The 22,644-nt window shown below is 70.2% G+C and carries 23 protein-coding genes and 1 pseudogene; 17 read left to right on the top strand and 7 right to left on the bottom strand.

Going from position 1 to position 22,644, the window contains the following annotated elements; all coding sequences use genetic code 11:
• Positions 1–234 precede the first annotated feature (234 nt).
• Positions 235–1,569, bottom strand: coding sequence for an elongation factor Tu (tuf, locus tag ACIGQF_RS28500; protein ID WP_399715840.1), 1,335 nt, complete (start codon positions 1,567–1,569; stop codon positions 235–237).
• A 424-nt stretch (positions 1,570–1,993) separates the two neighbouring features.
• Between tuf and ACIGQF_RS28495 the strand changes: the two are divergent.
• From ACIGQF_RS28495 to ACIGQF_RS28480, 4 genes and pseudogenes are all read left to right on the top strand, one after another.
• Positions 1,994–2,239 (top strand): annotated as a pseudogene (locus ACIGQF_RS28495) (hypothetical protein); the annotation flags it as partial.
• A gap of 72 nt (positions 2,240–2,311) precedes the next feature.
• On the top strand, positions 2,312–2,557 hold the full coding sequence (locus ACIGQF_RS28490; RefSeq protein WP_399715836.1) for a hypothetical protein: 246 nt from the start codon (positions 2,312–2,314) through the stop codon (positions 2,555–2,557).
• A gap of 20 nt (positions 2,558–2,577) precedes the next feature.
• The gene (locus tag ACIGQF_RS28485) at positions 2,578–2,757 is read left to right on the top strand and encodes an SDR family oxidoreductase (RefSeq protein WP_399715833.1); all 180 of its coding nucleotides are present in this window, start codon (positions 2,578–2,580) and stop codon (positions 2,755–2,757) included.
• A 100-nt stretch (positions 2,758–2,857) separates the two neighbouring features.
• On the top strand, positions 2,858–3,568 hold the full coding sequence (locus ACIGQF_RS28480) for a TVP38/TMEM64 family protein (RefSeq protein WP_399715830.1): 711 nt from the start codon (positions 2,858–2,860) through the stop codon (positions 3,566–3,568).
• 289 nt (positions 3,569–3,857) lie between these two features.
• Here the strand turns inward: ACIGQF_RS28480 and ACIGQF_RS28475 are convergent, their stop codons facing one another.
• Positions 3,858–4,334 carry an ATP-binding protein gene (locus ACIGQF_RS28475; protein ID WP_399715827.1) on the bottom strand — a complete coding sequence of 159 codons (477 nt, stop codon included), beginning with the start codon at positions 4,332–4,334 and terminating at the stop codon, positions 3,858–3,860.
• Between the two features lie 173 nt (positions 4,335–4,507).
• Here ACIGQF_RS28475 and ACIGQF_RS28470 point away from each other — a divergent pair, with 173 nt between their 5' ends.
• From ACIGQF_RS28470 to ACIGQF_RS28455, 4 genes are all read left to right on the top strand, one after another.
• Positions 4,508–5,785 carry a helix-turn-helix domain-containing protein gene (locus ACIGQF_RS28470; protein WP_399715824.1) on the top strand — a complete coding sequence of 426 codons (1,278 nt, stop codon included), beginning with the start codon at positions 4,508–4,510 and terminating at the stop codon, positions 5,783–5,785.
• Between the two features lie 104 nt (positions 5,786–5,889).
• Positions 5,890–6,423 carry a flavoprotein gene (locus tag ACIGQF_RS28465; RefSeq protein WP_399716477.1) on the top strand — a complete coding sequence of 178 codons (534 nt, stop codon included), beginning with the start codon at positions 5,890–5,892 and terminating at the stop codon, positions 6,421–6,423.
• Positions 6,424–7,063: 640 nt separating this feature from the next.
• A complete protein-coding gene (locus ACIGQF_RS28460) occupies positions 7,064–7,939 on the top strand; it encodes an undecaprenyl-diphosphate phosphatase (RefSeq protein WP_361551595.1) in 876 nt (291 codons plus the stop codon).
• A gap of 202 nt (positions 7,940–8,141) precedes the next feature.
• Entirely contained in the window at positions 8,142–8,300 is a 159-nt protein-coding gene (locus ACIGQF_RS28455) for a hypothetical protein (RefSeq protein WP_361551598.1), read from the top strand.
• A 23-nt stretch (positions 8,301–8,323) separates the two neighbouring features.
• On the opposite strand, the gene ACIGQF_RS28450 is transcribed toward ACIGQF_RS28455, so the two are convergent.
• Positions 8,324–8,737, bottom strand: a complete 414-nt coding sequence (locus ACIGQF_RS28450) for a DUF4234 domain-containing protein (protein WP_399715819.1) — start codon at positions 8,735–8,737, stop codon at positions 8,324–8,326.
• Positions 8,738–8,975: 238 nt separating this feature from the next.
• On the opposite strand from ACIGQF_RS28450, the gene ACIGQF_RS28445 reads away from it, so the two are divergent.
• The 4 genes from ACIGQF_RS28445 (at position 8,976) to ACIGQF_RS28430 (ending at position 10,964) form a co-directional block, all read left to right on the top strand.
• Positions 8,976–9,386, top strand: coding sequence for an NUDIX hydrolase (locus ACIGQF_RS28445; protein WP_399715816.1), 411 nt, complete (start codon positions 8,976–8,978; stop codon positions 9,384–9,386).
• Positions 9,387–9,812: 426 nt separating this feature from the next.
• Positions 9,813–10,394 carry a sugar O-acetyltransferase gene (locus ACIGQF_RS28440; protein ID WP_399715813.1) on the top strand — a complete coding sequence of 194 codons (582 nt, stop codon included), beginning with the start codon at positions 9,813–9,815 and terminating at the stop codon, positions 10,392–10,394.
• Between the two features lie 149 nt (positions 10,395–10,543).
• Complete coding sequence (locus ACIGQF_RS28435) at positions 10,544–10,678, top strand: hypothetical protein (RefSeq protein ID WP_399715810.1); 135 nt, start codon at positions 10,544–10,546, stop codon at positions 10,676–10,678.
• A 67-nt stretch (positions 10,679–10,745) separates the two neighbouring features.
• Positions 10,746–10,964 (top strand): DUF2277 domain-containing protein, encoded by a 219-nt coding sequence (locus tag ACIGQF_RS28430; RefSeq protein ID WP_399715807.1) that lies wholly within the window; start codon positions 10,746–10,748, stop codon positions 10,962–10,964.
• A gap of 38 nt (positions 10,965–11,002) precedes the next feature.
• Here ACIGQF_RS28430 and ACIGQF_RS28425 read toward each other — a convergent pair whose 3' ends face one another.
• Both ACIGQF_RS28425 and ACIGQF_RS28420 read right to left on the bottom strand, forming a co-directional pair.
• Complete coding sequence (locus ACIGQF_RS28425; protein ID WP_399716475.1) at positions 11,003–11,851, bottom strand: endonuclease/exonuclease/phosphatase family protein; 849 nt, start codon at positions 11,849–11,851, stop codon at positions 11,003–11,005.
• 264 nt (positions 11,852–12,115) lie between these two features.
• Complete coding sequence (locus ACIGQF_RS28420) at positions 12,116–12,748, bottom strand: flavin reductase family protein (protein ID WP_399715804.1); 633 nt, start codon at positions 12,746–12,748, stop codon at positions 12,116–12,118.
• A gap of 743 nt (positions 12,749–13,491) precedes the next feature.
• On the opposite strand from ACIGQF_RS28420, the gene ACIGQF_RS28415 reads away from it, so the two are divergent.
• Entirely contained in the window at positions 13,492–14,358 is an 867-nt protein-coding gene (locus tag ACIGQF_RS28415; RefSeq protein WP_399715800.1) for an NAD(P)-dependent oxidoreductase, read from the top strand.
• Between the two features lie 276 nt (positions 14,359–14,634).
• On the opposite strand, the gene ACIGQF_RS28410 is transcribed toward ACIGQF_RS28415, so the two are convergent.
• A complete protein-coding gene (locus tag ACIGQF_RS28410; protein ID WP_399715796.1) occupies positions 14,635–15,996 on the bottom strand; it encodes an alpha-lytic protease prodomain-containing protein in 1,362 nt (453 codons plus the stop codon).
• A gap of 120 nt (positions 15,997–16,116) precedes the next feature.
• The gene (locus ACIGQF_RS28405; protein WP_399715794.1) at positions 16,117–17,088 is read right to left on the bottom strand and encodes a LysR substrate-binding domain-containing protein; all 972 of its coding nucleotides are present in this window, start codon (positions 17,086–17,088) and stop codon (positions 16,117–16,119) included.
• Positions 17,089–17,254: 166 nt separating this feature from the next.
• Between ACIGQF_RS28405 and ACIGQF_RS28400 the strand changes: the two genes are divergently transcribed.
• The 4 genes from ACIGQF_RS28400 (at position 17,255) to ACIGQF_RS28385 (ending at position 22,524) form a co-directional block, all read left to right on the top strand.
• Complete coding sequence (locus ACIGQF_RS28400) at positions 17,255–18,229, top strand: AraC family transcriptional regulator (protein WP_399715791.1); 975 nt, start codon at positions 17,255–17,257, stop codon at positions 18,227–18,229.
• A 50-nt stretch (positions 18,230–18,279) separates the two neighbouring features.
• Entirely contained in the window at positions 18,280–19,113 is an 834-nt protein-coding gene (locus ACIGQF_RS28395) for a carbohydrate-binding protein (protein WP_399715789.1), read from the top strand.
• Between the two features lie 907 nt (positions 19,114–20,020).
• Positions 20,021–20,563 carry a hypothetical protein gene (locus ACIGQF_RS28390; RefSeq protein WP_399715787.1) on the top strand — a complete coding sequence of 181 codons (543 nt, stop codon included), beginning with the start codon at positions 20,021–20,023 and terminating at the stop codon, positions 20,561–20,563.
• A gap of 593 nt (positions 20,564–21,156) precedes the next feature.
• Positions 21,157–22,524 carry a family 43 glycosylhydrolase gene (locus tag ACIGQF_RS28385; protein WP_399715785.1) on the top strand — a complete coding sequence of 456 codons (1,368 nt, stop codon included), beginning with the start codon at positions 21,157–21,159 and terminating at the stop codon, positions 22,522–22,524.
• Positions 22,525–22,644 lie beyond the last annotated feature (120 nt).

Here is a 22,644-nt window from a genome sequence, read left to right as displayed (position 1 = left end):
ATCGAGAACGCGCCGCCGACAGGCCGCATCCGGACCCGGCCCGCACATCCGTACACGCGCGCTCCCGCACAAGAAACTGCACGTGAACACGGGTGTGCAGGTGCACGAGCGACCGCACGATACGGCACAGCGGAGGCCCCGCCGGGACAGCGTGCGAACCCCTCCGGGAGGCCCCGAGGCGGCGCAGCACACCGCCCCGGGGGCCTCCCGAAGCACTGTCAGCCCGTCAGGCCGTCAGTCCGCGTCCGTCAGCCCGGAGTCCAGCGGCCGGGGGTCCGGCATCCCGGAGTCCGGCAGCACGCTCCGGATCGTCCCGGCGCCCACCGTGCGGCCGCCCTCGCGGATGGCGAAGCCGAGTCCGGGCTCCACGGGCATGCCGCGGCCCAGCCGTACGGTGACGTGGACGGTCTCCCCCGGCCGCGCGGTACCGCGCTCCCCGAGGTCCAGCTCACCCACGACATCGGCCGTGCGGAGGTAGAACTGCGGCCGGTACCCGGTCGACAGTGGCGTCCGCCGGCCGCCCTCTTCCGCGGACAGCACGTACACATCGGCGGTGAACACGCGGTACGGGGTGACGCTGCCCGGCGCCGCGATCACCTGGCCGCGGCGGACCGCGTCGCGGGCCACACCGCGCAGCAGCAGCGCCACATTGTCGCCGGCCTCCGCGTACTCCATCGGCTTGCCGAAGGTCTCCAGGCCGGTGACCACGGACATCCCGCCCGTGCCGGCGCCGTGTCCCGTCGAACGCGCCGCGTCCGCCGTCCCCACGATCTCCACGTGGTCGCCCTTGCGTACGCGGCCACGCTCGACCGCGCCCGTGACGACCGTGCCCCGCCCGGTGATCGTGAGCACGTTCTCCACCGGGAGCAGGAACGGCGCGTCCACGTACCGCTCGGGAGTCGGCACGTACGTGTCCACCGCGTCCAGCAGCGCCTCGACGGCCGCCGTCCAGCGCGGGTCGCCCTCCAGGGCACGCAGCCCGGAGACGCGGACGACCGGCACGTGCTCGCCGTCGTACCCGTTGGCGGCCAGCAGCTCGCGGACCTCCAGCTCCACCAGGTCGGTGAGTTCGGGGTCGCCGGCGTCGGCCTTGTTCAGGGCGACGACCAGGTGCCGCACGCCGACCTGCCGCGCCAGCAGCACGTGCTCGGCGGTCTGCGGCATGACCCCGTCGAGCGCGGAGACGACGAGGATCGCGCCGTCGAGCTGCGCGGCGCCGGTGACCATGTTCTTGATGAAGTCGGCGTGGCCGGGCATGTCCACGTGCGCGTAGTGCCGGGTACTCGTCTCGTACTCGACGTGCGCGATGTTGATGGTGATGCCGCGGGCGCTCTCCTCCGGGGCTCGGTCGATGCGGTCGAACGGCACGTACGTACCGCTGCCGCGCTCGCTCAGGACCTTGGTGAGGGCGGCGGTCAGCGTGGTCTTCCCATGGTCGACATGGCCGATCGTGCCGATGTTGAGGTGCGGCTTGGTGCGCAGGTAGGCCGACTTGGCGCCGGGGGCCGCGCTGCGGGCGCGGGCCTGGGCGGGGTTGGGGGACGGAGTGCGGGAAGGAGTGTGCGACATGGATACGTGGTCTCCTCGCGCGCCCGGGCAGGCATGACGGCGCTGCGGTGGCGCGGTGCTGCGGTGGGACGGCGGCTCGGCCGCCGTACGGACCCCCTGGTCCGGCCGACCCTCCCCCTGCGGGGCCCGCCGGACTGTCCGGGGAGGGTCAGCTTCGGACGCCGTCGAGTGCGGCGCAGGAAACGGCTGCCGGGGCAGCGGCGTGAGGAATGACGGCAGCCTGCAGCACGTCCGCGGCAGCGGACCTGAGCGCGTGGCAGGCGAACCGGGTCATGCCACAAAGGATCGCGGGCGAACGCCGTCACGTCGACCGATTATTGCGGCGGGACAGCCACGTGCGTTCGCATATTGATCACGGAGGCCGAATTCCTTCGCGCGCGACACGAGCCACGGCGATCGCAAGTGAGCTGGAGCGGAGTTTCGCCGGGCAGGGCTTCGCCGAGCAGGGTGTGGGGCCCTGCGCGCCGAGGCCGATGTCTCCCTGAGGACGCTCTACAAGTACTTCCCCAGTCGCGAGGCGATGATCGTTGGCGCGTTGGAGTACCGGGACCGGACCTACTTCCAGTGGCTCACTGGGGGCCGGAGGACGGTGTGGCACACGTGCTGCACCCGCTCGTCCGGCTGGGCGGCTGGCTGGCCGAGGTGGCCAACACCGGATGCCTCTTCCTGAACGCGCCGGCCGGATACCCGGACAGCAAGGTCATCGCCGCGAGGGTCACCGCGCACAAGGCGCGGCCGGCCGATGAGTTCCGGCTACGTCTCCGGAAGGTCGCCCCGGACCGCGAGACCGCGCATCTGGGCGATCGGCAAGCGGCTCGGTGTGCGGGTGGCCGATCTCCTGGGCGGTGGCGCGGTGACACGCGTGCCCTCCTCCTACTCCTCGGGCGTGGGCGAGCCGGACGCGGTCGCAGTCACGGCCGAGGCCATGTCACCGGACTGGCAGCGCAGCATCGCCGTGAACCTGACGGCGGCCTTCCTGCTGATCTGAACCTGGAGTTCATCGACAGCATGCCGGCCCCGGACGCCTTCCGGCGCGACACCGGCCGTATCCACCCGGTGGCCCGCACGGGAAAGCCGGAGGAAGTAGCCGCGCTCGTGGCCTTCCTCGCCGCCGACGGGGAAGGCTTCATCACCGGACAGATCTACACCGTCGACGGCGGTCGCGCGGCGAAGCTGAGTCTGCTGTGAGAGCGCTGATCGCCGGCCGCTCCCGCCTCGTTGCTCACGCTCGGTCACCCGTACACACTTATTACACCGTTCTGACACCCGGTTCGGTTACGCTCCCCTGATGCTCGACTCCGCTGCCCCGCCCGACGCCTTCGCCGTGCGCTGTACGCGGCTCCTCCTGTCGCCGTGGTCCCGCCTGGGACTGCTGGTCGCCCTGCTCGCCTGTGCCGCGGTCGCCATGGTCGTATGGCAACCGCAGCGCCTGCTCGCCCATGGGTGGCCGCCGCAGCTCTCCGGCGGCACGGCCGTGGTGCTGTTCACGGTCGCCTACGGCCTGTGCACGACCGCTTTTGTGCCACGCCCCGTACTGAACGCCGCGGCGGGCGCGCTCTTCGGTGCTCAGATCGGCACGCCGGCAGCGCTGCTCGGTACGGTGCTCGGCTCCGGGCTCGCGTTCGGCCTGGGCCGGCTGCTCGGCCAGGACGCGCTGCGCCCGCTGCTCCGTGCTCGCTGGCTGACCGCGGCCGACCGGCAGTTGAGCCGGCACGGCTTCCGCTCGATGCTGGCCGTCCGACTCTTCCCCGGCCTGCCCTTCGCTGCCACCAACTACTGTGCGGCGGTGTCCCGTATGCGGTGGCCGGCGTTCCTGCTCGCGACCGGGATCGGCAGCATCCCGAACACCGCCGCGTACGTCGTGGCCGGCGCGCAGGCGTCCAGCCCCACGTCGCCCGCGTTCCTGATCTCGATGGGCTTCATCGCCGTCACGGGCCTGGCGGCGGTCGCCGTGGCATGGTGGAAGCGCGGCGCACTGCGCGGGAATTCAGAATCCTGACCCGAGAACGCGCACGACATGCGCACGCACGTGCATTTACCCGTGCACTCGCATCAGCATTCGCACAAACATCTGCATCGACATCTGGAATACCCTTTGCCGCTCCGGCCGGAAGCCATACAGATGTCGATGCGCCGCTGAATGCGCCCCGGAATACGCCCCATTCCCCCCACACTGAGCACCACGTGAGCCCGCATCGCCAACGACGAGCTGCATTTCCGTGATTTCGTTCAGTTCCGGTCAATCGCCAACGCGGTACGCGCCATTCCCCTTTTCCGCCCCCGCCGCATCAGACGCACCGGAGCGAAACGCGGGCGCCGGCCATGTGCGCCGCCGTGCCGCCCCCGGACGACGTGTGCGTGCCCGTACGCGGCACCCGGCCGACCGGGATCTCCGCCCAGCACCGCTTGCCCGTAGGCGTCCGCTCGGCACCGTGGTCGAGGGATAACGCCGCGACGAGGAACAGCCCTCGCCCGCCCTCGTCGTCCAGGTCCGCAAGACACGCGCTCGGCAGCTCGGCACTGGCGTCGAACACCTCGATCAGCAGGGTCTCACCGTGCAACCGGGCGCTGACGGCAACGGAGTCACCCCCCGCGTGCTGGACCGCGTTGGTGATCAATTCGCTGGTTACCAGTTCGACGTTCTGGAGTGACTGGGCGTCGAACTGCACGCTCCAGCTCCGTAAGTCGCTCACTACCCGGCGCCGCGCTGCTGCTGCGGCGGCGGGCGTACCAGGCACGGAGAAGCTGAGCCCGTGCGCTTGCATGAGTGGCCTCCTGACTGAGTGGGCAACTCAGGCAAGCAGCGATGCGGCCGCTGTGGCCAGATCGGACGTCGGCGATGCATCACTTATGCAGGAGTTGCATCACTCTCGATTATGGTTTCATTACGCTCGGTTGAGCAGTCAGGATCGGCGGCGGCAAAGGGGCCGTGGCACACATGGTCGACGTACAAAGTGAAGCGAAGAGGCTGGGCGAGGTGATCCGCCGGGCGCGGGTGCTGAAGAAGCGCTCGCAAGCGGATGTCGCCAGAGCCCTTGGCTATCACCAGTCGAAAGTGAGCCGCCTGGAAAGCGGCCGGGGCACCGAAGACACCCGATTGTTGCGAGAAGTCGCACAGGTTCTCGGTATTCCGCTGGACAGTCTCGGCCTTGCTGCCTCCCCGGATGCAAGCACCGCCGACCCTGAGGCAGAAGACATGTACCGCCGCACCTTCCTCGCCGCGAGCATCGCTGCGCTCGCGACGCCCGACGTACCCACCCCCGTCGCCCATGACGAGCTGGTCCGTTCGCTGCTCCCCGGCCCGGGCAGGACGCCCGCCAGGCCGGCACTGAAACTCGCCGAGCTGAAGGAGCGGGTGGGCGCCGTCCGCCGGCTGTTCAGCACCTGCAGTTACAAGGAACTGGAGGGCACGATCCCCGGCGTGATCGCCGATCTGCGGAACGCGGCCGACCACAATTCGGCCGACGTTCCGCACCTTTCCGGCCTGCTTGCCACGGCCTACCAGACCGCGGCGGGCCTGCTGCTCAAGCAGAGCGACCACGGGAACGCCTGGCTCGCGGTCGGCCGCGCGATGGCGGAGGCCGAACGCTCGGGGGACCCGGTCGTCCTCGCGTCCAGCGTCCGCGTACAGGCCCACGTCCTGGTGCGCGAGAAGCACGCCGCGCAGGCCGTGGCGATCGTCCGGCACACCGCGGACCAGCTCTGCGGGTCCTACGACCGGCGCTCCTCACAGTACCTGGCCGCCGTCGGGCTGATGCTGCTGCGCGGCGTCACCGCGGCCAGCAGCAGCGGCGACCGGGCGGCGACCCGCGAACTGCTGGACGAAGCGGGCGAGGTCGCCCGGTACGTCTCGCACGACCGGCCGGACGCCTGGGCCAACTTCAGCCCCACCAACGTGGAGCTGCACACCGTCAGCGCGTCCGTCTCGCTCGGCGACGCGGGGCAGGCGCTGGAGGCCGCGCGCCCCCTCATGCGCCGGAACATCCCCGTACCGGAGCGCCGCGCCGGGCTGTGGGTGGACGTGGCCCGTGCGTACAGCCAGCAGGGCAAGCTCGCCGACGCCTTCCAGGCGCTCCGGATCGCCGAACGCTGCGCCTCCCAGGACATCCGCCGGCCCGCCGTACGCGAAATGGTCGCCGACATGGCCGCCCGCGACCGCCACCGCGCCCTCCCGGAGCTGCACCTCTTCAGCCGCCGCCTCGGAGCACCCGCGTGATCTGCCAGGACAGCCGGGAGAGCGGCACGGCGGAGACCGGCGGGGACGGCCGGGGAGAGGGCGGGTCGACCGCCCCCGCCGCCCCCGGCCCCTCCCCCACCGCCATCGGCCGACAGCCGTTCCTGTACGTCATCCTCTGTGCCGCGGGCATCGCCGACGACGTCAGCAAGCTGATCACGACCGCGCAGCAGCGCACCTGGCGCGTCGGCGTCATCGCGACGCCACGCGGCCGGGAGTGCGTCGACGCGGCGGCCATCGAGGCGCAGACCGGGTATCCCGTGCGGTCGGCGTGGCGCACGCCGGGCGAGCCACGCCCGTTACCGCCCGCCGACGCGATCGCGGTCGCCCCCGCGACGTTCAACACCATCAACAAGTGGGCGCAGGGCATCGCCGACACATTAGCTCTGGGCATCCTGTGCGAAGCGTATGGCTTCGGCATTCCCATCGCGGCGCTCCCGTACCTGAACGCCGCGCAGGCCGCGCATCCCGCCTATGCACAGAGCCTGACCCGGCTGCGCCGCATGGGCGTCCTGCTGGGCGACTACGCGCCGCATCAGCCTCGTACGGGCGGCGGTCGCCGCCTCTTCCGCTGGGAACAGGCTCTCGACCTGCTGGCACCGGCCCTGGAACGGCGCTAGCCGGCGGCGGTGACGGCAGCCGCCGGCACCGCTGAGCGGCAGTCGGCGCGGACGGCACCGCTGAGCGGCAACCAGCACCGACGGCGTCACTGAGCAGCAACCGGCATCGGCGGCATCACCGGACGGCCCCACTGAGCAGGCCGCCCGCCGCGCCGGCCACCGGACGGCAACCGTCGTACCGGAAGTAACCCGGACCGGCCCTGCGCCAGTCCGGGTTCGGCGCAGCCGCGGGCGCGCCGCCGTCGCGACCGTCCCCTCGGCCCCTGTCACCGCCGCCCGGCACCGCGCGGGGCCGGGCCGATCGCCTGTCGGACACTTCGGGGCGCTACGCTGCCCTACGACCGGCGCAAGATCGCGCCGCAGCCCGCCCACGAGCCACCCGAAGAACAGCTGTGCCATCAGTGACCCGCACGTGCGCCTGCACACGTTCGCGCTCCGCGTCCCGTGTCGCGTTCCGGGGTCGCCTGATGCTTCATCAGCTCCGCCAGCAAAGGGCCCGCCTGAGGACGACCACCACGACCCACTCCCCCGAACCGGCACGTACAGCGGTCGCACCCATGACGGCCGCCACCCCGAATTCCCCGCCGGCCTGCACGATTGCCGGTCACGGCACGATCACCTTCCGGATGGCGTACTACCCATGTCTTGGTTTGAATCATTCATCCTTGGACTTGTCCAAGGTCTGACCGAGTTCCTTCCGATCTCCTCCAGTGCGCATCTGCGCCTGACCGCGGCCTTCGCCGGCTGGCACGACCCCGGCGCCGCGTTCACCGCGATCACCCAGATCGGTACCGAGACGGCCGTACTGATCTACTTCCGGAAGGACATCGTCCGCATCATCTCGGCCTGGGCCCGCTCGCTGGGCAACAAGGCGATGCGCCAGGACCACGACGCCCAGATGGGTTGGCTCGTGATCATCGGCTCCATCCCGATCGGCGTGCTCGGCGTCACCCTCAAGGACGCGATCGAGGGCCCGTTCCGCGACCTCCGCCTGATCGCCACCACCCTCATCGTGCTGGGCATCGTCCTCGGCATCGCCGACCGCCTGGCCGCACGCGACGAGACCGGCGGCCGGCACCGCGCCGCCAAGCAGCGCAAGACGCTCACCGACCTCGGCGTCAGGGACGGCCTGCTCTTCGGCGTCTGCCAGGCGATGGCCCTGATCCCCGGCGTATCCCGCTCGGGCGCCACGATCAGCGGCGGCCTGCTCATGGGGTACACCCGCGAATCCGCCGCCCGGTACTCCTTCCTGCTCGCGATCCCGGCCGTACTGGCCTCGGGCGTGTACGAGCTCAAGGACGCCGGCGAGGGCCACGTCTCCTGGCCCCCGACCATCTTCGCGACGATCATCGCCTTCGTCGTCGGCTACGCGGTCATCGCCTGGTTCATGAAGTTCATCACCACGAAGTCCTTCATGCCCTTCGTCATCTACCGCGTCCTGCTCGGCATCGCCCTGTTCATCCTGATCGGAGCGGGCGTCCTGAGCCCCCACGCCGGCGAGTCCGCGGGCGGCTGACCGAGCCTCCAGGGCAGCTCACCCCGCCACCTCATCCATCGGCCCCGAGTCGTCGTCTCTCCCCGAGCGGTGAAGACGACGCCCCGGGGCCGACTCATGCCCACCGTCCCCGCCCCGCAGGCAACGTAATGACATCGCCTACTAAGAGAACTTTCATCGTCCGATCAGCCCAACTATCAGTGCCTGCCCCTAGCATCGATACATGCCCACTGACCCCGCCGCCGAGGCGAACGAGGCGATCCGCGCCTTCATGCGCCGACGTGCGGGCCGGCCCCTGTGGCCGGACGAGCGGGCGGAATACGAGCAGCTGCTGGAGGCCTGGGTCATAGCCATCCGCAAGGACGACGCCGAGGCAGCCTAGCCCCCGCCCCACGGTGACGCTGATCAGCGCTGCAGCGGCACCACCGTTCCCTCCGGCGGATCGCCGTAGTGCCGCCAGACCTGGTTCAGCTCGTGCTGGTAGTACAGCGACTGCAGGCCGGCGACGAACATGAGGATCAGCCCGATCCACGCATTGCAGCTGCCCTCCAGCCCCGCGGCCCGCTGCATGTGCGCGATCCGCTTGCCGGTGCGGTAGGTGGACAAGAACGGGGGCACGATGATGATCCAGCCGATGAGCTGGGCCAGCATCGCCAGTACCGGATTGACGTCCAGCCTCCGGTCGAAGTCACGGGCCTCTCGGTTGATCTTGTAGTACCAGACGAAGAAGTAGATCCCGAGCGTGATCAGCGGCCAGACCAGCCACACGAGGAAGATGTTGCGCGCCTTGCCGGTGCGTCCGTCCATGCGACCTTCCATGGAGCCCTCCTCCAGGGACCGTCGACGGAGCCCTCCTCCAGAACAGCGGGCCCTTTGAATCCAGCCTGCTCCTGAGTCACCGCATGTGCACACCCGAAGCTCGCCGGGTACGGGCGGTGCCCATCGGCATGTGCCCGTGTCGGCATCACGGGGCAAGCTTGTCAACAAAACCGTCGCTCCTCGACACCGTCACGCCCCGACACGTCACTCCCCGACACCGTCTGCTCAGGAGGGACCGATGACCGAGCCCATGGACCGGCCGCCCATCGCCGCGGCGGTGGTCGTACGCAATGACCGCGTCCTGCTGATCCGCCGTCGCAACCCCGAAGGATCACTGGTGTGGCAGTTCCCGGCCGGCGAGATCGAGTCGGGCGAGACGCCGGAGTCGGCAGCGGTACGGGAAACCCTGGAGGAGACGGGCCTGCGGTCCCAGGTGGTCAGACTGCTGGGCAGGCGGTTTCATCCCGAGACGGGCCGGCTGCTGTCGTACATCGCCTGCTCGGCGGTCGCGGGCGAAGCGCACGTCGCGGCGCCGGAGGAGCTGTCCGCCGTGGCCTGGGTCGCGCACGCGGACATACCGAGATACGTACCGCAGGGCCTGTTCGTCCCGGTGCAGCAGTACCTGGACGGGACTCTGGCCAGCCACTGATCTTTACCTTCCCTGCCCGCATCCGCCCCCCTGCCCTTGTTCCCTGCGGGCGCCCCTGCGGCTGTCCCTGCGAGGGGGCCCGCTACCGGGCGCTCCCCGTCGGCCCCCATCGGCGGCCGTTTCCTGTGGTCCCGCCCCCCGCGCTGTCAGGGAGCGGGACCGGTCCGAGTAGCGCCAGCAGCTCGGATAGGAACATTGCTCACCGTAGCGGCGGCCACTGACAATCGCCGTCGACCCGGCCGCGGCACTCCGCCCACGGTCGGCCGGACCCGGGCGCCGACCTGCGCTTATCCCTGCCCGACCGCCAAGGGTTCGCCCGTCCGGGTGACTCCTTGGCGGACCCGCCTCCTTGACGGACCTGCCCCGCTCCGGAACCGTGACCCTCCACTCGGGAGCGATCATCGGGGCCGATCACGAAGGAGCGCCGTGGGCGAGAACAAGGACCGCATGCTGGCCGGTGACTGGTACATCGCCGATGATCCGGAACTCATGGCGGACACCGAGCGCCGTATCGAGCTGTGCGCCGCCTTCAACGCCGCCGGCGGACTTACACCCGGCACGTACGACCCGGACCGGCGCAACGCGCTGCTGCAGAAGCTGCTCGGATCGGTGGGTGCCGACGTACGGATCCGCCCGCCCTTCCACTGCGACTACGGATATCTCATCAGCATCGGCTCCGGCACCTTCATCAACTTCGGGGCTGTCTTCCTCGACGCCGCGCCCATCACCATCGGCGCGAACGTCCAGATCGGCCCCCACGTTCAGCTCCTCACCCCCACCCATGAACTCGACGCGGAGCGGCGCCGGGCCGGCTGGGAGAAGGGCGTACCGGTGACCATCGGCGACAACGTCTGGCTCGGCGGCGGGGTGATCGTCTGCCCCGGCGTGACCATCGGCGAGAACACCGTGGTGGGCGCCGGTTCAGTCGTCACCAGGGACCTCCCGGCGAACGTCCTGGCCGTGGGCAACCCCGCCCGAGTAGTACGCAAGTGGGAAGAGACCCCCTGACGGAGTCCCTCGCACGGCTACTCCTCGCGCATCCCTCCCGGCAAATAACTCCCGGTCGATTGTCAGTCCTTCCCCCTAACATGTGTCTCATGTCCGCAACTCCCGCAACTCAGCTGCTTCCGGGTCAAGTCCGCCCTACTGCCACCGAAGTGAACGACTCCATACGGCAGTTCGTCCGGGCTCGACGCGGTTGTGCCTGGACGGCCGAGGACCGCGAGGAGTACACGCGCCTGCTCGCGGCCTGGACGTGGGCCGTGCGGGACGAGATCGTCACGGCGGCCTGAGCGGGAAGCGGGGCCCGCGGCTCGCCGTACGCGCGCGTCCGGCGGCACGACGCGGCAGACTGGCCTCATGTGCCGCAGTATCAAGACCCTCCGCCCACCGACCACCCCTGATGTGACAGAGGAGGACATGCACGCGGCGGCCTTGCAGTACGTACGCAAGGTTTCCGGCTTCCGCGCGCCCGCCGCGCACAACCGCGAGGTGTTCGACGAGGCCGTGGACGCCATCACCGCCGCGACCCGCGACCTCCTGTCCGGCCTCCACGTACGAGGCAGCACCAAGCCCTGACCGGCGCCCGCATTCCTTCCCCCTGCTTCTCTCCCTCGCTACCACTCCAGCACGGCCTGCACGGGCAGATGATCACTGGGATACTGCCCGCCCTTCGCGAAGACATTGATCTCGGCCCGCAGCGTCCGCACGGAGGGCGAGGTGAGCAGCCAGTCCACGCGGTCGCCGTCCGGCACGAGCGGCCGGTAGCCGTGGAAGGTCGCGTACTGCGCGCTGCGCGCCTCGGCAACGTCCCAGGAATCCACGAGCGAGCCGGCGCGCAGCATCGTCTCGTACACCGCGTTCCCGTGCGCCGCGACATTGAAGTCACCGGTCACGATCCGGGGCAGTGCCGCATCCATGCCGCGCAGCCGCTCGGTGATGAGCGCGGCAGACCGCTCACGCGATCCCTGATGCGCATGATCAAGGTGCGTATTGAGGGCATAGAACTCCCCACCCCCTGCCAAGTCACGGAAGCGCACCCAGGTGACCATGCGGATGACGGTGTTGCCCCAGGTCGCCGAGCCGATCAGGTACGGAGTGCCGGACAGCCAGAAGTGGTCGTATTCGACTGGCCGAAGTCGTCGCGTGTCGTAAAAGATCGCCGCGAACTCATCACGGCTGCCACCCGCTCGCCCGGTCCCCAGCCAGGAATACCGCGTTCCAAGATCCTCCGCGATGTCCTGCAGCTGCCCGTAAAGACCCTCCTGCGTACCCAGCAGATGCGGCGCCTCCCGCCGCAGCAGCTCGCGCATGACCGGACGCCGCTGGTCCCAGGAGTGCGGCCGCTCGTCCGAGGCGTACCGCAGATTGAACGTCATCGCCCGCAGCCGCCGCCCGGCCCCTTCCCCCGCCCCCGTATCAGCGGTCGCCGCAGCGGCCTGGGCACCCCCACCCCCGATACCCATGATCGGCACGGTAGCCGCAGCGGCCACCCCCGCCGCCCGCAAGGCCAGCCGCCGGCTCACCCATCCCCCATCGGCCCGCGCATCGGCACTCCCCTCGGCGTGTGCATCCGCACTTGCGGCTTCCGCAACGGTCACGTCGTCTCCCACCAGCGAGAATCCTGCGAGGCACAGAGAGTGTCAGCCCACTTCCTCACACAGAAGTGACCACCACACTGCTCGCACCGGAACTCGCCATGACGCCACCGCCCGCTCAGGCACCCTGCCTCATGACGACTCACCGCGGCTCGCCGACGGCCCCTCCCAGTCCGCGTACCGAACGCGGGAGATCTCCCGAACCTCCCCCACCGTGCCCCACTCGTCCTTCCCCAGCCGGGACAGCGGGCGCAACTTGCGAATGTCCGGATGTCCGTCCGCCATGACGTCCTCGGCCACCGCCGCGTGTACGACCCGCCCGAAGACGACCGTGGAGTCCCCGAAGCGCAACGTACTGTGCAGCTCGCACTCCAGCGCGACGGGAGAAGCGGCCACCCGCGGCGGCTTCACAAGCCGGCTCGGCTCCGTGGCGATCCCCACCGCTTCGAACTCACTCTCACCGAGCGGAAAGTCCGTGGCGGTGTCATTGATCTGCTCGAACAACCCCTCCGGCGCGAGGTTCACCACGAACTCCCCACTCGCCTCCACGTTCCGCAGCGAGTCCTTCCGCCCCACCGACGTGAACTGCACGATCGGCGGCGACACCGCAGAGATGGTGAAGAACGAATGCGGCGCCAGGTTCGCCGTAGCGCCGTCCCGCCCCACCGTCGAAACCCAAGCAATCGGCCGCGGCACCACCGTCGCGGTCAGCAGCCGGTAGAAGTCATTACGGGACGTATCCCGAGGATCGATCTCCATACGCATGATCGCCAGTATCCACGCAGCCAACCCGCCCGGCTAACCACAGCTCAACAACATCACCCGACTACAGCCCGCCCGCCCCCGTGACGGCCATCGCCGCCGTCCTCACCCATCAAGGCTCAGGGGACGGTCAGCCGTCACCATGGACACGGCGGAAACGGGAGACGACTGGCTCCGGTGCGGCGGGCGGGTCGGGCTGGACTTCGTCAGCACCCTCCGGGACCGCAAAACCACCTCCAGGGAGACGCTCCTCGACCCGCCCGCTCTGGAGCGCTGGCTGCGCCGCAGCGGGCAGTTGGAAGGCAGCGGGGCACTGCCGACAGCGCGGACAGCGCGGAGAGCGACAGCCTTGCCGCAGCACACCGATTGCGAGAGGCGATCGACCGGGCCGTACGCGCCACCGCGGCCGACACACTGCCGAAGAAGCCTGACCTCGCACTGCTCAACAACAGTGCGACGCTCGCGCCCCGGCCACCTCTCCAGGCGGTTGTCGCCGGCGGCCTGCTCGTCCCGGCCGTACCGACACGCACCGCCGCCACAGCGCCGCGGCACTCGGCCTCCGGGTGGCCGTGCCGAAGCACAACGCTGATGCCTCCAGGGGCAGTCCGCGACAATCCGGCTGATGCAGACAGCCAGTAGCCGGAGTGGAATTCCCGGAGGCTTGACCTCAAGCGCGGTTGAGCAAGCAGGCTTCTTCTTCATCGGGGACGGGCCGGTACCGTCCCGCATTCGAGAGAGGGGCAAGCGTGACCAGTACTGTGACCGTGCTCGGGCTCGGTGAGATGGGCGGCGCCCTTGCCGCCGCGTTCCTGGCCGGCGGGCATCGGACAACGGTGTGGAACCGTACGGCGGCCAAGGCCGACGCCCTGGTGGCGAAGGGGGCGAGGCGGGCCGGCAGCGTGCGGCAGGCCGTCGCCGCCGGCGAACTCGTCGTGGTGAGTGTGCAGGGCAACGCCACAGTGCGCGAGGTGCTGGAGTCGGCCGGGGACGCGCTGGAGGGACGGGCGGTCCTCAACCTGACCGACGGCACGTCCCAGGAGGCCCGAGCGGTGGCGGACTGGGTCCGGGAACAGGGGGCGGCGTATCTGCACGGGCAGATCATGACGATCGCCCCGGGTGTCGGCGGCGACGAGAGCGTGGTCTTCTACGGTGGCTCCAGCGAGGTCCACGACCGCCACGAAGCCGTGCTGCGGCTGATCGGCGGCCGGGGAACCCTGATCGGCACCGACGCCGGGGCGCCCACGCTGTACGGGATGGCGGTACACGGCACCATGTGGGGAATGCTCAACGGCTTCCTGCACGCCGCCGCACTGCTGTCCAGCGAGGGCATCACCACGAAGCAGTTCCTGGAGCAGGCGAACCCCGCCGTGACGGCGCTCATCGGGCACCTGCCGATGCTCGGCGACGAGGTCGACAGCAAGAGCTTCGCCACCCCCTACGGCGCCCTCCGCTCGCACCGGCCCTCCCTCGTGGACCTCATCAGCGAGTGCGCGGCGCGGGGCCTCGGCGTCGACTTCCCGGAGTACACCCTCGGATTGGTGGACAGGGCGATCGAGCAAGGGCGGGGCGGCGACAGTTACGCACGGCTGGTGGAGCACTTCCAGAAGAACTGAGCACGACCGCCCGGACGCCGGTGAGAGGCGTCCGGGCGCAACCGCGTCAGTCTGCTCCCGAAGCACCGGGCGCAGAGGGAGAAGACGTCGTCGCCCTGGCCCCTTCAGGGCCTTGCGGGAGTCGACAACCGACGACAACACCGCGAGCGTGAGCGGCCGGCATTGGGCAGCTCGGATCCGCCCGGTGCGCGGTGGTGCGCGCCCCGGCCGGAGCCGGCCGGTGTTCACTGGGTTACCTGGGCAGGGCCGTTGCCGTGGTGTCGGCCGGTCCGGCGATCAGAGGCGCTGCCACAGGGCCGGTACGGCCGGGGGCTGCCAGCCGGGCTGGGCCTGGTGGTCCTGGAGGCAGCGGTAGGTGGCACCGCCGTAGGTCACCGTGTCGCCGGCGCTGTAGACCGTGCCCGCGGACCAGGCGCCGCTCGGGTCCCCGGGGTCGCCCGGGTCGCCGGGTCCGCTGCCGCTCGTCGTCAAGGTGAGGCCGTAGGCCTGCAGGATCGGGTTGACGGGCTGGAAGTAGGTGGTACCACCGCTCGTGCAGTTGCCCGAACCGCCCGAAGTGACGCCCTGCGCCTGGCTGCCGGAGAGGAAGGAGCCGCCCGAGTCACCGGGTTCGGCGCACACCGAGGTGCGGGTGACGCCGCTGACGGTGCCCTCTTGGTAGGTCACGCTCGTGTTCAGCTGCTGGACCGTGCCGCAGTGCCAGCCGGTGGTCGAGCCGGAGCGGCACACCGAGGCGCCCACCATGGCCTGCGTGGACCCGGCGACCTGCGCGCTGGAACCGTTGACGTACGGGGTCGCCGTCCAGTTGGCATTGGTGGCCACCCACGCCATGTCGTTCCCCGGGAAGACCGACGCCTGGAAGGTGCCCTGGGCCACCCTGTTGGAACCGGTGGTGGTGCTGCCGGACCGGCCACAATGGCCTGCCGTAACGAATCCCTGCTGGGAGCTGCGGGTGATGGGGAAGCCGATCGAGCACCGACTGCCGCTGCCGATGTAGTAGGCGTCGCCGCCGCGCAGGTCATACAGGGGCCGGGGACGCTCGGCTGACTTCATCGATCGTACGAGAGCCGGGTCGACCCCGGCCGCCGCGAGCAGGGGACGGACGGCCGCCGGGCGCACTGCCTGTATCACGAGGGAGTTGGACCGGACGTCGACGTACCAGACCGGGGTGTCGGCGGTCGCGTGCCGGGCCGCGGCGCGGTCCAGCCGGGCCTTGGCCGCGTCCAGTGAGGCCAGCGAATGGTGCACGACGGCCGCCCGTGCCCCGCGGGCCCGTATCGCCGGTACGTCGCGTGCGTCGGTCGTCGCCACCGTGAGCGTGCCGGACTCGGCACCCTGCACCCAGGCGCCGGCGAAATCGCCGCCCAGGTCCGCGCGCAGCCGACCCGCCGTGGCCCCTGCTTCCGCCTCGTTCACCAGTCGGTGTGCTGCCTGCTGCCGGCCCAGTTTCAGGTCCCGCTGCATCGCGTCCAACAGGGCGGCCGGCGCGTCGGCGGTGCGCAGAGTCTGCGCGGCGGTGAGCGTATCCGGGGCAGTCGCATGGCCACTGGCGTTCGCTGAGCCGCTGAGCCCGGCCACGAGCAGCGTGCCCGCGGCCGCCAATGCGGCGCAGACGGCTGCGGCAGGTCTTTGGAGCATGGGACTCTCCTCGGGTTTCGGTGGGGTGCCGATACCGTAAGGAGGGCTGATCGGACTGCGTAAGGTGTCAGCTGACCCCCTGCCCCGGTGTTATGGAACGCGCTTGCCGTAAAGGCGCGGTCAGTTGGGCCCGAGGCTCTGACCCGTGCGTTCGCCGCGCTCCGCGAGCCAGGGCCGGTAGCTGTCGCTGCCTTCCGCCGTCCTGGCATGTGCGCCGCGTGCCTCGGCCAGCACGGTGGCCGTGGTGTCCGGCTGCTGAAGGGTGGGGTGCCAGCCGAGCACGTGCCGCCACAGCAGTGGAGTACCGGCGAGCGGCCGGGTGATGACGCCGGGTGTCGTCGGGAACGAGGCCCGGCACAGTCCCACCGCCCGCCCCACCTGCACCAGATGCACGCAGGACGCGGTATCCGTCTCGTACATGCGCCGAGGGCTGAATCCGGCCCGGGCGCAGGCCGCGGTGAAGCAGTCCGCGAAGCAGCCGTCACCGGGCACGCAGGCCCACTCCTCACCGGCCAGTGCAGACAGCTCGACTTCGGCGCACGAAGCCAACGGATGGCTGCTGGGCAGCATCGCGAACACAGGGTCCACCGCGATCTCCCGCCAGGCCAGCCGCGTGGCGTCGGGCGGAGCGGTGGTACCGCAGGTGCCGGCCAGCGCGAAATCCAACCGTCCTTCGGCCAGCAGCACGGCCAACTCCCGCTCGGACCACGACACGTACGTGGTCACGGTCGCGTCGGGCACCGCCTGGGCCAGCCGGTCCAGCAGCGCGCCGAGGAGCGGACCGTGCGTGCCGCCGAGCCGAAGCCGCTCCGGTCCGCGCCAGGAGCGGGCGAACCTGACGGCCTCCTGCTGCAGTTCGCTCACTGCCGGCAGCACGATCCGGGTGCGCTCCAGCACCAGTTCGCCCAGTGCGGTGACCCGCACGCCGCGCCGTCCCCGCTCGAAGAGCGCGCCGCCCAAAGCAGCTTCGATCCGTCTGAGTTGTGCGCTCAGTGCGGGCTGCGCGAGACCGAGCACCGTGGCCGCCCTGGTGAGGCTGCCTTCCTCCGCGATCGTTCGGATGGTTCTCAGATGTCGCAATTCCAGCTCCATGAGGGGATATTGCGGCGCATGACAGAAGAAGGGCAAGAGACAGGTACGGACCAATAGGTGGCCCGAACGCGGACCAGGAGGGCCGAAGGCGGTGTTCGCAGCCGTACCACTCTGGGAACGTGACCCACCGAATGCTATTGGTCTGTACCTGCTCCGAGGAGGAGTGATGCGCAGTACCACTGTCCCGCGAGGCACGCCCTGCGTAGACCCGCCGGCGGGAGAACCGCCCCTGCATCGACTGGAGTTACCCGACCCCGGCGCAGCGCCGTTCGCCGCGGGCTCCTTCGAAGAGATGGGCCCGCTGTCATGGACCGACCTCCCGCACCGCCACACCTTCTACGAGATCATCCATGTCACCGCGGGTTCGGGCGCTCATGTCATCGACTTCGCCCGGTGGCCGGTGCGACCACCACACCTGGGCGTGATACTGCCCTGGCAGATCCACCACTGGCAGGGCGACCGGGACGTCGACGGGACACTCGCGCTGTTCACCGAGGACTTTCTGGTGGATCACCCCGGCGACCGCGAAGTGCTGCGGCAGCTCGCACGAACCAGCTGGTTCGCCCTGGACGCCGAGGACGACACACGGATCGGCCGGCTGATGGCCGACCTGGCCGCGGAGCACCGGCAACGCGCTGCCGGCCACGAGACCGTGTCACGGGCCCTGCTGCACGTCCTCATCGTATGCGCTGCGCGGCTACCGGAGCACAGTGGCGGCACCGGGCCGACGCGGGTCGCCGGCCCGGCGGAGGCAGCCGGCCCGGACCGGTCCCCCGCCCGGCCCGGGGCGCTGGCCGAGGCATTCACCCGGCTGACGGCCCGGCGGGAGGCGGTGGCCTGGTCGGTGCGTGAGTGCGCCGAACGGCTCGGGGTGTCCCCCGGCCACCTCACCCAGGCCGTGCGCGCGGCCACCGGCCGCAGCCCGGGCCGGCTGCTGATCGCGGCCCGCGTGTACCGGGCTCAGCAGTTGCTCGCACACACCGAGCTGCCGGTACGGCAAGTCGCCGCCCGCACCGGATTCACCGATCCCGCCTACTTCTGCCGGTTCTTCCGGCGGGAGACCGGCAGCAGTCCCGGCGACTTCCGAAAACACCACAGACGCCACCACCAGTCCATCGCGACGGGGCGGTCACACGCCTAGTTTCGTTACCGATCCGACGGCCCCCACGTGCCCCCACCCAAGGAGCAGGTATGGACAGCGAGAGACCGTCCCCGTCCACCGAGTCGCCTCGGCTCGTGCGCCGCAAGACCGTCTTACGGACGGCGCTCGCGGCCGGCGCCGCAATACCCGTCGCCCTCATCGGCGGCCCGGCTCTGGCCCGCACCCTCAGCTCCACCGGCACCACCGCGCCCCTCACTCCGGAATGCGACGACGGCGACGACCCCACGCCCGAGCAGATGGAGGGCCCGTACTTCAAACCCCACTCTCCCCAACGCACCGATCTGCTGGAGCCCGGCATGCCCGGTACCCGGCTGACCGTGAGCGGCTACGTCTTCGGCGGCGCCTGTCTTCCCGTCTCCGGCGCCCTGCTCGACTTCTGGCAGGCGGACGACAACGGCGACTACGACAACACCGGCTACCGGATGCGCGGGCATCAGTACAGCGACTCCCGCGGCGCGTTCACCCTGACCACCATTGTCCCCGGGCTCTACCCGGGCCGTACCCGGCACATCCACGTCAAGGTGCAGGCCCCCGGCCGCCCGATCCTCACCACACAGCTGTACTTCCCGAACGAACCGCGCAACAACACCGACATGCTCTTCGACGCCCGCCTACTGATGAACGTGCGCAACGGCAACGGCGGCCGTGAGGCGGCCTTCGACTTCGTGCTGGACGTACCGCAGAACCCCGGCCCGTCGCCCACCACCCCTCCACCATCGGGCAGTGCATGGGCCGCGGGCACGGCCTACCGGGCAGGAGACCGGGTGACGCACGCGAGCCGCGCCTACGTGTGCCTCCAGGCCCACACAGCGCAGCCCGGCTGGGAACCCCCGATGGCCCCAGCCCTGTGGCGAGCCGTCTGATCGCCATCTGATTGCCATCAGAACAAGGATGCCGTCGCTGTGCAGCCGTTGCTGTGCATGGGAAGCCCCACAGGGCCTCCGCAGCACCGGCTACGCACCGCCCGACCAGGCATGTCACAGCGCCATGCCCGGCGGTCATCCATGGCCTGTGCGCGAAGCCGTGCCGGTCGGTCGGCCGGGACATCGGTCAAGGCGCAGCGGAGGGTGGGCGGGCGCTGTCGAACCGCACGCCATCGACGATCAGCCTGCGACAGGTGGCGGAGCCTTCCGCAGCTGCTGGGCACCAAGCCACAGCGGCGGAACGCTCTCCGTGCCGTGCAGTACCCGCTCACCGTCAAGGGGCTGCGCCGCTGTGCCGCGGCGACGTCCTGGGCGACGAGGCCGATGCGGTCGCCGGACAGCTCGGCGGCCACGCGGCGCCGTGCCGCGTCCCACAGCCGCTGGTTGTCCTCCTCGCGCGCGCCGGGTCCGGCGGACAGCAGCCGACGCCACCCCAGGACCGCCGCCTGCGAGTCGCAGGCGTGGGCTTGCCGGGGCCGGGCCCGCAATCGCGGGCCATCATTTGTGGTCCGACTCGATCCATGCGCGGCCGCGGACGAGCGGGCAGCCCTGCAACACGCCCGACGAGCTGTGGTCTCCGCACTGCTGGAGATGTGCACCGTGTGCACCACGGCCGAGCTTTCGGAGCTGCCCGCGATGACCGGCCCCGATCCGGCGGAACGCATCCGCTGTCCGATCGAGGCCGCACCGACCCAGGTCCTGGGCGGCAGTGCCCGCCCTGAGTCCGGCCATGAATCGACTACGACCAGCTCACGGAGCAGGCAAAAGGCTCCGATCCGTTCGCCATACCGTCCACGGCGGACCCGGCCACCGACCCTGATCTGCGCAATTTGATCAACGCTCGGTTATGGAGGCCCAGTTCCCCACCGGAAACAACGAGTACGCCGCTATCACCGCGGTCGTCGGCATACTCGGCGGGGTCTCCGGAGGGATGGCCAACGTCCTGGCCGACACGTTCGCCCCCAACGACCCCATCCAGAATCCCTACGTCTCGAAGACCTGCACCCTCGTGACGGCGATACGTCTGCTGTACAAGGCGATGTTCTGCGGGCCGCTCCAGCGATGGCTCGGAACCTCCGCGACGTTCGGCAGGCTCCACGTGGCGAACGCGCGCGGGGTGGGTGCCGCCCTCGACGCCCACGTCGTCGTCCCGCGCCTGGTCTGCAGCTGCTACCACTTCTACGAGCTCACGAGCGAGCCCGATGATGTCGCACGCACCCGGGCCATCGTGGACGAGGTCAGCAGCATCACCAGCGACGTCGCCCGCGTCTCCTACGCGGTTGCCGTCAACCCGCCCGATCTCGCGACGAAAGAGGCGGCGATCGCCTCCCTGATGGGAGCGAACTTCTGCACCGGCCTACTCCAGCACGCCGAGGCCTGGCTCCGCTGAGCCCAGTGGCCGCCGAAATCCCGCCCGAGGTCATACCTTGTCGTGACGCCCCCCATGTCAGGAGTTTGGCGTGGGGGTGGGGGCGCCTACAGTCCATGATGTCAGAGTCCTGACAACGAAGGCTCGCCGTCGCCGGAGGGCTTGCCCATCGCATGGCCCGACCGCTGCAGGCACCGCGCTCACCCTGTGTCCTCAACTACGCGCAGTGGACCAGTGATCAGCAGTACAAGGAAGCGTTGCAGCGCCCCGATGTCCGTGAGCACATCGCCGAGGTGGCGGCGATCGCGCAGGCATACGACCCAACCCTCGCTCGGGTCCGTTCGATCCACCACCCCACGGGCAACAGGCATGACCCACGGGCGACCGTTGTCCCGTCGCACCGCCCTGGGCGCCACCGTGATCGCCGCCTACCGCAGCGCCCGAAGCGGCCCCCGAGAGCGCCCTTGGGCTGATCGATTCCGTCGCCCGGATCCCGGCCCGATCCGGATTATTTTTCCGTGGTGTTGACGAAAATCGGCGGGCCTTCGCATGCTGTGCGTCATGCCATCCCATGAGGCAACACGCCCCGGACGACGAAGAAGGGCGCGCAACTGATGACGACTTCCGAAGACGGCCCCCGCGTCGGGCGGCGATCCCTGTTGGCCGGTGTCGCGGGCTCGTTGGCCGTGACGGCGGCGCTGCCCGCCACAGCGGCACGAGCCACGCAAGCCGCCGAGGCAGAATCCGTGGCCTCGCCGAAGAAGCAGGATGGGGCGCTGCGGCGGTACCCGCCGAATCGGCCCGACCTCACGCCGTACGGACTCGCGGACCACGACACGGATCTGTGGCCGCGCAAGGACAACTCCTTCGTCCTTCCGCTCGAATTGCGCTCCCGCGACAGGGAACGCGGCCAGGTCTGGATGCGGGACACCTACGTCAACTGCTTCGTCATCGACGGACGTCCGCTCTACGTGGCGACCGGTACCACCCGCGTCCCCGGGCTGGAAGCTGCCGGCCCGTGGAACGACGGCATCTTCCTGTGGACCTCCCGGTCCATGCAGGGGCCGTGGCGGCTGGCCGACACCACCCGCATCCGGCCGGGTGCCGAGCGGGGCAAGGTGTGGTCGCCCGAGTTCGTCGGTGAGAACCGGCCCGGGCGCACGGTCGTGGCGCCCTGGCAGGAATATTGGCACGACGAGCGGTTCGGCAAGCGCGGCCAGGCGTGGGCGCCGGAGGTGCACTACTTCCGCGGCAAGTGGTACATCGTCGCGTGCATGGGCGACCACTCGCAGAAGGTCGGCTCGTTCCTGCTCGTGAGCGAGGGCGGCGTCGAGGGTCCCTACCGGCTCGCCCGGGGCAACCTCGACAAGCCCTTCGGAGAGTCCTTCACCGGTGGGCCGAACTTCATCGAGCCCGGTGCGTACTTCCACATCGACGGCGGCCTCTACAGCGAGGGCGACGACGCGTGGCTCGTGCTCCACAACGACCTGTACGCGAAGTTCCGCGACGACATGGAGGACATCGTCACGCCGACGAACCTCCCCCGCTTCCAGCAGAAGCCCTACTCCCCCGAGCCGTATCTAGAAGGCGCGTACGTGTTCAAGTACGGCGGCAAGTACTTCCTGATGCACGCCGCGTGGGACCGGACGTCGATCAGTGCCGACGGCACCCCGCGGTACGCGTACGACCCGCCGGGCACCGGCCGCGTGCAGTATCAGTACGACGCGATCGTGGCGGTCTCGGACCACTTCGAAGGCCCGTACTCCGAGCGGTGGACCCTGGGCGTCGGCGCCGGACACAACAACCTCTTCGAGGACCACACCGGCCGGCTGTGGGCGACGTTCTTCCGCAACCCCGCGTTCGGCTACTGGTCCAACGCGTCACGCATCGACGATGCCGCCGTGCCCGGTGTCGTACGGGTGGAGTGGACCGGGCCGCACGGCAATCGGCTGTACGTCCAGCGTCCGGGGCGGGGCTCCTGACCGGCCACTCGCCCGGGGGGGGGGGGGGGGGGGGGGGGGGGGGGGCCCCCCGCGGGGGGGGGGGGGGGGGGGGGGCCCCCCCCCGCCCCCCCGGGGGGGGGGGGGGGGGTGGGGGGGGGT

It is taken from the genome of Streptomyces sp. NPDC053560, assembly GCF_044544605.1.
Taxonomy (GTDB): domain Bacteria; phylum Actinomycetota; class Actinomycetes; order Streptomycetales; family Streptomycetaceae; genus Streptomyces.
The sequence above is the reverse complement of the archived record's forward strand: the minus strand, read 5'-3'. Positions and strand labels throughout refer to the sequence as shown.